General features: G+C 27.3%; 12 protein-coding genes. 4 read left to right on the plus strand and 8 right to left on the minus strand.

The window, feature by feature from the left end; all coding sequences use genetic code 11:
• The first annotated feature begins 222 nt into the window (after positions 1–222).
• Positions 223–693 (plus strand): 4Fe-4S binding protein, encoded by a 471-nt coding sequence (locus tag BUB83_RS03475; RefSeq protein WP_073337051.1) that lies wholly within the window; start codon positions 223–225, stop codon positions 691–693.
• A gap of 39 nt (positions 694–732) precedes the next feature.
• On the opposite strand, the gene BUB83_RS03480 is transcribed toward BUB83_RS03475, so the two are convergent.
• From BUB83_RS03480 to BUB83_RS03505, 5 genes are all read right to left on the minus strand, one after another.
• A complete protein-coding gene (locus BUB83_RS03480) occupies positions 733–1,323 on the minus strand; it encodes a QueT transporter family protein (protein ID WP_084133380.1) in 591 nt (196 codons plus the stop codon).
• Complete coding sequence (locus BUB83_RS03485; protein ID WP_073337052.1) at positions 1,316–2,023, minus strand: radical SAM protein; 708 nt, start codon at positions 2,021–2,023, stop codon at positions 1,316–1,318. Before BUB83_RS03485 ends, BUB83_RS03480 begins: the two co-directional genes overlap by 8 nt.
• Before the next feature lie 226 nt (positions 2,024–2,249).
• The gene (locus BUB83_RS03490) at positions 2,250–3,410 is read right to left on the minus strand and encodes a CapA family protein (RefSeq protein WP_242950622.1); all 1,161 of its coding nucleotides are present in this window, start codon (positions 3,408–3,410) and stop codon (positions 2,250–2,252) included.
• A 104-nt stretch (positions 3,411–3,514) separates the two neighbouring features.
• A complete protein-coding gene (locus BUB83_RS03495; protein ID WP_084133381.1) occupies positions 3,515–5,746 on the minus strand; it encodes an EAL domain-containing protein in 2,232 nt (743 codons plus the stop codon).
• A gap of 151 nt (positions 5,747–5,897) precedes the next feature.
• Entirely contained in the window at positions 5,898–6,359 is a 462-nt protein-coding gene (locus BUB83_RS03505; protein WP_073337053.1) for an LURP-one-related/scramblase family protein, read from the minus strand.
• 233 nt (positions 6,360–6,592) lie between these two features.
• On the opposite strand from BUB83_RS03505, the gene BUB83_RS03510 reads away from it, so the two are divergent.
• The 3 genes from BUB83_RS03510 to BUB83_RS03520 all read left to right on the plus strand — a co-directional run bounded on the left by BUB83_RS03510 (position 6,593) and on the right by BUB83_RS03520 (position 8,110).
• Positions 6,593–7,033, plus strand: a complete 441-nt coding sequence (locus BUB83_RS03510; protein ID WP_073337054.1) for a CBS domain-containing protein — start codon at positions 6,593–6,595, stop codon at positions 7,031–7,033.
• A gap of 69 nt (positions 7,034–7,102) precedes the next feature.
• Positions 7,103–7,579: a ferritin family protein gene (locus BUB83_RS03515; RefSeq protein ID WP_073337055.1), complete on the plus strand. Its 477-nt coding sequence runs from the start codon at positions 7,103–7,105 to the stop codon at positions 7,577–7,579.
• A gap of 297 nt (positions 7,580–7,876) precedes the next feature.
• Complete coding sequence (locus tag BUB83_RS03520) at positions 7,877–8,110, plus strand: hypothetical protein (RefSeq protein ID WP_073337056.1); 234 nt, start codon at positions 7,877–7,879, stop codon at positions 8,108–8,110.
• A gap of 22 nt (positions 8,111–8,132) precedes the next feature.
• On the opposite strand, the gene BUB83_RS03525 is transcribed toward BUB83_RS03520, so the two are convergent.
• From BUB83_RS03525 to BUB83_RS03535, 3 genes are all read right to left on the minus strand, one after another.
• A complete protein-coding gene (locus tag BUB83_RS03525) occupies positions 8,133–8,777 on the minus strand; it encodes a CBS and ACT domain-containing protein (RefSeq protein WP_073337057.1) in 645 nt (214 codons plus the stop codon).
• Positions 8,778–9,142: 365 nt separating this feature from the next.
• The gene (locus BUB83_RS03530) at positions 9,143–10,810 is read right to left on the minus strand and encodes a glutamine--tRNA ligase/YqeY domain fusion protein (protein ID WP_073337058.1); all 1,668 of its coding nucleotides are present in this window, start codon (positions 10,808–10,810) and stop codon (positions 9,143–9,145) included.
• A gap of 156 nt (positions 10,811–10,966) precedes the next feature.
• Positions 10,967–11,149 carry a hypothetical protein gene (locus BUB83_RS03535; protein WP_073337059.1) on the minus strand — a complete coding sequence of 61 codons (183 nt, stop codon included), beginning with the start codon at positions 11,147–11,149 and terminating at the stop codon, positions 10,967–10,969.
• Positions 11,150–11,552 lie beyond the last annotated feature (403 nt).

The following is an 11,552-nucleotide window of genomic DNA, read 5'->3' on the forward strand; positions in this document are numbered from 1 at the left end:
TAATAAAATTACAATTACAGTAAAATCGTAATGAAAATATTATACTACTTTCTGTATTTTGTATTTTTTATCAATATTATATATGTAATTTATAGGCATAGCGGGGCGGCGTGGAAACCGCCCCCTACCAGTTAGTTCGCAATTTTTCTCAATTCTGTATTGACAACCATACCCCCTATAGGTATAATGATAAAGAATTAATTATACACCTAGGAGGTATTTATGAAAAAAAGAAAATCACATCAAAGTTGGTCATGGATTTTTATGGTTTTATTTATTTTACTTTCAATATTGGATATTAGATTTGGAATATTAGGATTCATATGCATGACTATGCCAATGTATCATGCTATAAAAGGAAGAGGAAAAATTCATTGCTCTCATTATTGTCCTAGAGGCTCTATACTACAAAAATTCTTAAAAGAAATTAGCTTTAATAATACTTTACCCACTCCCTTTAGAAAACATGGTAAAAAGGTATTAATAACTATAATGATCATATTATTTAGTTTTTCAATGTACCATGCTGGCCCTAATATATACAGAATTGGTTTTGCTTTATTTAGATTTATGACTGCTTCTTTCGCTTTAGGAATTATAATGGGTGTAATATTTAAACCAAGAAGTTGGTGTCAGGTTTGCCCCATGGGTTATGCAGCAGAATTGATTACAAAAGCAAAAAAAGCGGCATAGTACCGCTTTTTTTCATATATTTTAAAATATTCTTTTATTTTATTCACTAATCTTTAATAGTTCAACCAATCTTTCATTCTTAAATATAACATACTTAAATAATGGATAACCAATACCTGTTACAACTATTAATTCTCCTAAAGCTATAGTTGCTGAGGTTGCCCAAAATGGAGCATGGTATAAAAAGAAAATTTCTGCTCCTATAAACACACAATTTATTGTAGGCCATAAAGATGCCACAAATAAATTTTTAGATTTATTAATCAAGTAAACACTTAACAAAGTTGCAGAACTTCCAACTATTACATCTACAACTCCATAGGGACTTGCGATATTAGCTACAATGCATCCTAAAAATAATCCTGGGACATAAGTATCATCTATAAATGCTAATAAAACAAGTATTTCTGAAAGTCTCAATTGAATTGGTCCATAGCTCATAGGTGCAATAGCCCAAGTCATTACAGCATATAGTGCTGCCACCATTCCTATATAAGCTATTTTTCTTGTCTTTATTCTAGGATTTTTGCTGTCTGTCTTTTTACCTACCCATATTAATGAAATTCCAAAAACTATTATTGCTAAAATTATGCACACTATAGCCGTTACTGCATCTATATTACTAAACATTTGCTTCTCCTCCCACACCGAAATCAGTGTTATTCCATAGAATTTCTATATTGTCATTGCTCTCAAGATAAGCATACTTTTCACAAAACCATTTAATTAGGTTTTCATCTCTTTTTAAAGATGTAGAATTTTCAATATACATATTGATACAGCCTTTTTCAAAGTATTTCAATAAATATTCAATATCCTTATCTATACTTTCCTTTGTTTGTCCATATATTCCCACCATTAAACAAATTGATTTAAAATATCTTGCTACGTCTTCCGGATTTTGAAATATTATACCTTTTTTCAGAATCTTATTTCTAAAATTATTATCAAAGGTTTCGATTCCACATTTAAATATTATTGGTATACCAAAATATTCTTCCATTTCTTTTAATCTATTTCTATACATCCAATGACTTTCAAAATACAGCTTATCTATAGCTTTTTCTTTAATTACTTGCTTTATATCCCTTAACGTTTCTTTTGGCAATTCAAAGCAACTTCCTGAATTAATAACTTCCAAAACTTTGTACTTTCCAGTAACTTGGCTCAAAACTTTTTTATTTAAATCCACCATTTCTTTTTCCTTAGTAGAATTATCCTCTATATAATCACAAAAGCTACATCTCCCCCATTCACAGGGAAAAGCTTTAAGTAGTACTATTTCTCTACTATTTTTATTGTTTATAATGCTATATCTTTCTAATTCCAAACTCTCGCTCCTTTCTTTTAAATAATCTTATAAATATTTTTGGACGCAAAAAATGCGGCTGCAACAAAAGCAGCCACATAAAAATTCATAATGTGATTAAGTTTTGATGCCTTAGTTTTGTTTTGGGACAGGAGGCTTACGAACTGTCTTATTTGATTTTATTAAAGTTTATTCATACAGCTATTATAAAATAACATAAAATCTATAATAATTCAATAAAAATATATTAAAAAATTGAGTATTTATTTATTCTATTTAAAATTCTTTCTTTCTCTGAGCCTTCACTAACAGTAGGTTTATAGTCATTTCTATGCGTTACAGAAGATATACTGCAAGGTATTATGTTCTTTTGGTTATCTTCTATTTTTACACCATCTGTAAAATTAAATGTCTGTTGAAAAATAAATGTATCTTTGTCAGATGGATTTTTATTACCACCAAAACAGAAATTACTTAAACTATATACTATATTTTTACCATTATACTCTTCTATACCTTGTACAACATGAGGATGATGTCCAAGTATCAAATCTGCACCTGCATCAACTGCATAATGTGCTAAACTTTTTTGAGTAGAATTAGGATAATTATCTCTTTCTATGCCCCAATGAAAACTAACTATTACAAGTTGAGCTCCATTATCTTTTAATTCATTTATACTATTAAATATTTCATCTCTTAAAGCTTGAGTATCACTCCACCCCTCATAGCCAAGCATCCCTACCATAATTCCATTTACATCCTGTATACTTTTGTTATCATAGCCAAAGTAAGTCAAATTAGCTTTTTCTAAATTACTAATAGTATCTTCATATCCTTTTTGAAGATAATCATGTGAATGATTATTGGCTATATTTACTGCCTCCACACTTCCTTCAGTTAATATATTTGTAAATTCTGGACTTCCTTTAAACTTGTACTTTTTATCTGCTCTTGCAGTAGCCTCTGTAAGAGTAGTTTCTAGGTTTACAATAGTCAAATCATCCTTTTCAAATATATATTTTACATTTTCAAAAAAGTAAGCATAATTATTTTGTTTTTTAAATTCATTCATGAAACTTCCACCACTAATATAATCTATATCTGATCCAAGGGTACAATCTCCTGCTGCAGAAATTGTAATAGCTATTTTAATTGGTTCTGGCTTTACTTCTGGTTCTGAATCTGGCTTAGGTGTAGAGGTTCCATTAATATCTGAATTGTTTTCTTTCACTTCTGCCTCTACTTCTGCTACAACTGGTACTTCAGTTTTATTTCCATAAAACCAGTGTTTCATACTAAATAGCATAATAGAAGCAACAATAATAAAAAGAATACCAAAAAAATATTTTCTTTTTTTCTTCTTTTCTTTTAATCTTTTTTCTCTTCTTTCTTTCAAATTATCCAAAATTATCCCTCCACACAATATTGTTGTCCTACTTAAGCTTATTATATATTTCAATATTTTTCAAGTTTATAAGAAAAAAAGTTCCCTTAATTGGGAACTAATTTTCAAATAACTCTTTTAGCTTTTAACATATTATCTGCTACTTCTCCAGAAACAGGTTTACTATATAAATATCCTTGAATTTTATCGCATTTCTTCTGCAACAAAATATTTTTTTGGTCTTCTTCCTCAACACCTTCTGCTATAACTTCAAGATCTATTTTATGAGCTAATAGTATTATTCCTTCTGTAATAGCTTCTTGCTTTAAATTGCCACATATGTTGTCTATAAATGATTTATCTATTTTCAAAGTATTAATAGGTATTTTCATCAAATAATTCAAAGAGGAATAACCTGTACCAAAATCATCTAACATTGTTCTAATTCCCCAAAAATTAAGTTCTTTTAATAACTCAATATTTTTTTCCATAGACTTAATCATCATACTTTCTGTTATTTCCAGGGCTAAATGTTTAGCATCTATTGAATTATTTTCAATAGTTTTTCTTACTATATTAACAAAATCATCTTGCTGAAATTGAAGTTCTGATACATTAATTGATACATATTCAAATTCGTATCCTTGTTTTTCCCATTCTTTTATTTGGTAACATACTTTTTCCATAACCCAATTTCCAATATCAATAATTAATCCTGTTTCTTCCGCAATAGGTATAAATTCACTAGGAGAAACAAATCCTAACTTTGGATTTGTCCATCTTATTAAAGCTTCAAAACTTCTAATTTCACCAGTTTTAACATCCACTATAGGTTGATAATTTAAATTAAATTCATTTCTATGTAATGCTTCTCTTAAATATTTTTCTATTTCGCTTCTGTTTAAAATTTCACTAAACATTTCACTTTCATAAAATTCATAATTATTTTTACCTTTTCTTTTTGCTTTATTAACCGCTGTATCTGCATTTTTTAAAACCTCATTCACATCCAATGATTGCTCCGGAAAAAAAGTTATCCCTATACTTGCTGTTACATGAAATTTTAATCCATTTAATTCAATACTTTCTTTGAATGCTTTTTTAATTTTATCTGCTGTTTTTTCCACCATATTTTTATCTGTTACATTTTCTTGTAGTACAAGGAATTCATCTCCCCCAAATCTGCATATAAAATCATAACTATTAAAAATACTTTTTAGTTTTTCACTAACTAATATTAATAATTCGTCACCTAGCTTATGTCCTACTAAATCATTTACCTTTTTAAAATCATCTAAATCAATATAATATACAACCCCGCTTATTAATTTTTCAAAACTTTGTTCTAATGTTCTTTTAAAATAACTTATGTTGGGAAGTGCAGTTAAATAATCGAAAAATGATGCATCATATAAGGCTTTTTCAAACATTTTATTTTCAGTTATATCCATAATAGAACCCACGGCTCTAATTGCAAATTCATTGTCGTCTCTAACTATAATGCCTTTATCTTTAATCCAAATAAACTGTTCTCTACTATTTTTTATCATATATTCTGAATAATAATTTTCTTTACAACTTTTAAAATTATTATCTATGGTTGTTTTTATGACTTGTCTTTTATTAGGATGAATCATCTCTAACCAATCATCTATATGATTGAGGTGATACTCTTTATTATATCCTAATATTTCTTTCCAAGTAGAGGATAAAAACAATTCTCCAGTAACTATATTTAAGTCATATAATCCCGCATGCGAAGTATCTAAAAGCAGTTTTTGTGTTTTTTCAACTCTATCAAGCAAATAATTTTTTAATTTTAATTCCTTATATGAATTTTCTGAGTTTTGTTTTTCTTTGATAAAATCAATTAAAACATTTTTTATGTCTATTATAAGTTCAACCAAACTAAAAATTTCTTCTTCTTTATACAAAGGAACTTCCTTCAAAGCATCTTTAAATTCCTTTATTAAAAATCCATGTTCATCTGCTTTTATTAAAATATCACTTGATTGATTTTCATCAATTAAAAATTGTTCAAGTATTACCGTACCTACACGTTTATTGTTTTCAACAATGGGAATAATTATTTGATTAAGCCCGTTTCTACATTTAGTTATTAGATAGTTTTTGTCATTACTATTTCTTAAACAATCACTATAACTCTCAATACACATATTACTAGTTACTTCATTATTCTTATAAAATTTTTCGCAAATTTTACTACAACCTGTTTCAAATATAAAATTCCCTCTAGCATCTATAATTGTTAAAGGTATATTTGTATAAGTTTTCAAGCTTGCCAATAATCTTTTAATCGTTTCTGTTTCTAATATTTCCAGAAAATTATAGTCCATTTTATCACCACTTTTATTTTTTTTATTATGCTATTATTTAAACTGCTTATTTGATGATATATCTCTCTCTTGATGATTATCGACATAAATCTATATTTTTTTATATTTTATAGTAAGAAATATAACAAAAAAGTATTCAGTTGAATACTTTTTATTTATAACACTCAGATACTACCATTGCAATTGCTAAAACAAATACTTGGTTCTCTGCATCTATTATATCTATATGATAATCTTTCATAGGTTCTAAACTATTTCTAAAAGCTTTTGCTATTCTTAATCCATTTTTTCTTATAATAAAACTACTATTTTCAATAGTTCCTTTATGCGCAACAACTTCATATTCCTCACCATAAATACTTCTTAAGTTTATTCTTTTTTCTTCACTAATCTCAACATTGATTTTCAAAACCATTCTTCCATAAAGATAAATTTTAAATAATCCATCAAGTTCATTTATTCTAGCTACTTCCCCAGATTCAACACTAGAAATACGAATTTCTTTTATGTTTTCATCATTAATAGCCTTTACTGTATATTTTGTATTATCCTCACTATTTACCTCATACAGGGATTCTATTGAAAAAAGTTCTTTTTTTAATTTATACTCCATTTTTAATCTCCTTTTCACATTTAAAATCTTTAGTTTATCTTATTTCACCTTTTTATATTTTATCATTTGTATATAGAAATTACTATAATAATTAAATAATTTAGAATTTACTAAAATTTTAACAATATTTAATACATTGTTTATTTTTACTAAAGATATTTCAGCAAAAAAATGTTATAATTAAATGAATACAATTGTTCAACTATTGAAAAATAATAAGGATGGGTGAATAAATGAATATAGCATTTTTTTTAACTCCAAAAAGTGAGGTAATTTACGAAAAACATACTGCTACAATGAGACAGGCTCTTGAGAGAATGGAATATCATAGCTATACAGCTATACCTTTAATTGATTCCAAAGGACATTATGTGGGCACTCTTACTGAAGGAGACTTGTTATGGAAAGTTAAAAATTCCGAAGATTTTAGTTTTAGGAATGTAGAAAAAATACTTGTAAAAGATATACCTTTAAGCACAAAAATCGAACCTGTTAAGATCAATTCAGATATAGAGGGTTTAATAGACCTGGCAAAGTCTCAAAACTTTGTTCCTGTTGTTGATGATAACCAAATCTTTATTGGTATCATTACAAGAAGTGACATTATAAATTATTGCTTTAACATGATCTATAATAGCTCTGAGTTAAATACTTTAGTGGTGAATCAAAATTAAATAATAATATTTATTATGAAATTACTTTATGTTATAATAATTTTATACTAATTATTGGGAGGTTTTTCTATGATAAGTTATGATTGTTCAAAAGTATTAAAAGCAGTTATCAAAACTGAGCAACATGTATCTGAAATGTATAGTATATTCGCTCAGCAAGTAAAAGATCCTGCTGCCAAAAACCTTTTTCTCAAAATGTCTCAAGATGAAATTAGACATAAAGATATGTATTCTTCTATTCTTAATTCTTTATCTGAAAACACTTTTGTTGAAATTCCATACGAAGAAGCGGAATATACTGATTTATTATTAAGTTCTAATATATTTGTTAATGAACTAGTTAGAGATAGATATAAGAAAAGTGATGCTTTAAATGTAGCAGAAAAAATTGAAAAAGATAGTATCCTTTTTTATACTCAAATTCAAAAATTACTACCTGATATTCCTAAAGAAGAAATTGAATTAATAATAAATGAAGAGAAAAAGCACTTGAAATATGTTTTAGAAACCCAAAAGAATTCATTTTTATTTTCTTTAAGCTTATAAAAATTTCTCTAATTTTTTTCCAAAAAAACCTTTACATTGTATTATTTTTCTATTATAATATAAATATAGTTAAGTAAACGTAAACAATTATTAACTAAGCCCTTAGCATAATATTTATAAATCCACTTTAATGAGTTTTTAACTCATGTTCCCCGAACTTTAATATTTTTTAAACTCCTTACTAGTTTTAAATAATACCAGTTTCCCGACTGGTATTATTTTTGTTCAAAAATCTAAATCTGAATTGAAAAATACATTTTGGACAAAATAATACTAGATTAAAAAGGAGGTTTTTTTATGGATAAAAACAATTTTAACTTTAAATTTGAGAATTTAAAAGAAATTCATGTAGGTGATGTACCTTCTGCTAAAAAAGGTATAATAGACTGTTTACTAAATTCCGAGGAGAACAAAGCTAGTATTCCTGATAAACAGTTAAACTCTTATATAAAAGGTCATCAAATTGGAACCTATATTGAGAATGCTTTAAAATGTGATCAAACTAATAAAATAAATGAGAAGAAAATTTAAAAGCAGCCATAGGCTGCTTTTATTAATGTTTCATCACATCTAAAACTTTATATCCCATTTTATCTAATTTTTCTACAAGCCCTTCTATTTCATAACTCTTTATTCTAAATATAACTTCATATTTTGTATTATCAATTTCATAGGTACTAATACTATTGATATCTAACCCTAAGTCTTTAATAATACCTGTAATATCATGAAGTGCACCTGGGTGATCTTCTGCTTCTACAGAAATCCTTGTACCTGATTTATCAAATCCCATTAATCTAATAAAAGCATTGGTAATATCTGTTCTTGTTATCATACCTACTAATTTGTTTTCTTCATCTACAATTGGCAAAGATCCAATATCATTATCCCTTAATACTTTTGCAGCTTCTTCCAATAAAATATTTTCTCTAGCTGTTACTACATGTTTCTGCATAACATCCCCAGACAAAGTTTTTTGAAGAAGGTAGTTTATCTCAAATATGCTCAAGCTTGTAGCTTTAGAAGGAGTTACATCTCTAAGAATTCTCTCTGTAATTAATCCAACAACTTTATTTTCACCATCGATAACTGGTATTTGTGAATATCCAGCTTTTTTAAATAGCTCAAGAGTTTTTAGTATTGGAGTGTCCGTTGTTACTGTTAAAACATCTTTAGTCATTTCATTCTTTACATACATAGTATCAGCTCCTATTTATATTAATTTCATATTACTTTATGTTTAAAGCATTAAATGCAAAATTAATAAAACTAACTTTATTATATATTGATATTCATATTAATATTAATTGATAACTATTCCATATTTAGAAATCATCATTTAAATTATATTGAAACTATAAATGTTTTTTAGTATTAAGTGAAGTAATCTATACTTATTATCTTATAATATTTATTTTTATATTGTACTTATATTATACCAAATTAAGGTGGTACAATTCAATTTTTTTTAGATATTTATTTAATTTATTTTTAAAATTCCCTAAAAAAACAAAAACTGCTATCTAAAAATAGTAGCAGCTTTTATATTCAACATTTTATTTTTTACTTGATTTTAAAGGAACTTCTAAGAGACACAATTCTATTAATAACAGGTTTATCTAAAGTAGAATCATCATCTACTGAAAAGAATCCAGTTCTTAAAAATTGAAATTTTGTTCCTACTAAAAGCTCATCTTTAATTGGCTCGATTTTTACATTTGGTAAAACTTCTATAGTATTAGGATTTAAAATCATTTCACCTTCTTGATTTTCATCTTCAATCATTAAATGATCATAAAGTCTAACTTCGGCATTCATTGCATTTGCTGCTGATACCCAGTGAATAGTTCCTTTTACTTTACGCCCTGTAAATCCTGTTCCACTTTTAGTTTCTGGGTCATAAGTACAGTGAATTTCAACTATTTTACCATTTTCGTCTTTTATGACATCATTACATTGAATAAAGTAAGCACCTTTTAATCTCACTTCTTTACCCGGAGTCAATCTAAAGTATTTTTTAGGTGGATTTTCCATGAAATCCTCTTCTTCAATATAAAGTTCTCTTGAAAAAGGCACTTCTCTATACCCCATATCTAGATTCTCAGAATTATTTTCTATTGTTAATAATTCTTCTTTTCCTTCTGGATAATTTGTTATAATAACTTTTATAGGACGAAGAACAGCCATAACTCTAGGAACTTTTTCTTTTAAATCCTCTCTTATACAATGTTCTAGCAAAGCAACATCTACTAAACTATTTGCTTTTGCCACTCCAATTCTTTCACAGAAATCTCTAATAGATTCTGGTGTAAAGCCTCTTCTTCTTAAGCCTGATATAGTTGGCATTCTTGCATCATCCCAACCTGTTACAATGCCATCATCCACCAATTTTTTTAAATGTCTTTTACTCATTATAGTATTAGTAAGATTTAATCTTGCAAACTCATATTGATGAGGTGGATTTTCAAATCCAAGCTCTTCCAAGGCCCAATCATATAATGGTCTATGATCTTCAAATTCTAAGGTACAAACAGAGTGAGTTATCCCTTCAAATGCATCTGATAAAGGATGTGCAAAATCGTACATTGGATAAATACACCATTCATCTCCTGTTTTATGATGATGAGCATGAGCGATTCTATATAATACTGGATCTCTCATATTCATATTTGGAGAAGCCATATCGATTTTAGCTCTAAGTACTTTTGAACCATCTTCAAATTCACCATTTCTCATTTTTTGAAATAGTTCTAAATTTTCTTCTATACTTCTATTTCTAAAAGGACTTTCTTTACCTGGTATAGTCAATGTTCCTCTATATTCTCTTATTTCTTCTGCTGTCAAGTCACAAATATAAGCCTTGCCTTTTTTTATAAGTTGAACTGCACTATCATATATTTTTTCAAAATAATTTGATGCATAGTACATTCTATCTTCCCAGTCAAACCCCAACCATTTAACATCTGTTTTTATAGAATCTACATATTCCACATCTTCTTTAGTAGGATTGGTATCATCGAATCTTAAATTACACATGCCTTTATATTTTTCTGCAGCCCCAAAATTCAAACAAATAGATTTTGCGTGGCCTATGTGTAAATATCCGTTTGGTTCAGGTGGAAAACGAGTATGTACTTTTTCACCTGGATTTGCTTCTAAATATTCTTCAATAATATTTTCTACGAAATTGGATGACTTAACTTCTTCTATGATATTATCATTTATTTTCATAATTATTCCTCCTACCCATTACTATTGATAGATTATAATAAACTATACAATGTATGTATTACATCTAATTTTGCTACTAAATCCTTATTTTTCATAAGTTTTATTATACCATAAATAAAGTATTTTATGATAATGGAATTTTCAAAAAACAGCTTTTTAAAGTATTTTGATTCCATGAACCGTTATTTCTTTTAAAAATACTAGAGATGATAATGAAAATGATATAGTTTCCTTTAAAGAGAATATTTTTCTAATATATATGTGGATTCCATCAACTAAGTAATAATTATACATAAATTTTTCCTGAGCCACCGGCTCAGTAATAGCTATGTCAGGCATAGCTGCACTTCCTCAGCAAATACCACTTTCTAATAATTTTACTGTTATAACATTAGAATTTTTCTTTTCTAGATACTTAATAACTTTTTCAGAAATTTTAATATCCAAAATCATTTCCTCCTCATATTTTAATAGACTCTCGGAATTAACCGAGTGTTATGTTTTAAGGGTTTCCTCAAAACACTTTAGTTGTAATCCTCCTACTTTTAGTAGGAAGTTTTTTATTTTCTTAAAGTGAAATTGGAAATTTCACTTCTAAAAAATATTATTAAAACTCAAAAAAACACTTGACTTTTGAAAATCAACCCAATAATCGCATTGAAGGGATTATTTCCTTTACTAACTGTGATTGGGGTGTTACAAATGAAACCTAAATATGTTTCTCATGAATCTTATCAAAACT

The sequence above is a fragment of the Clostridium grantii DSM 8605 genome (genome assembly GCF_900129965.1).
In the GTDB taxonomy this organism is placed as follows: Bacteria; Bacillota; Clostridia; order Clostridiales; family Clostridiaceae; genus Clostridium_AF; species Clostridium_AF grantii.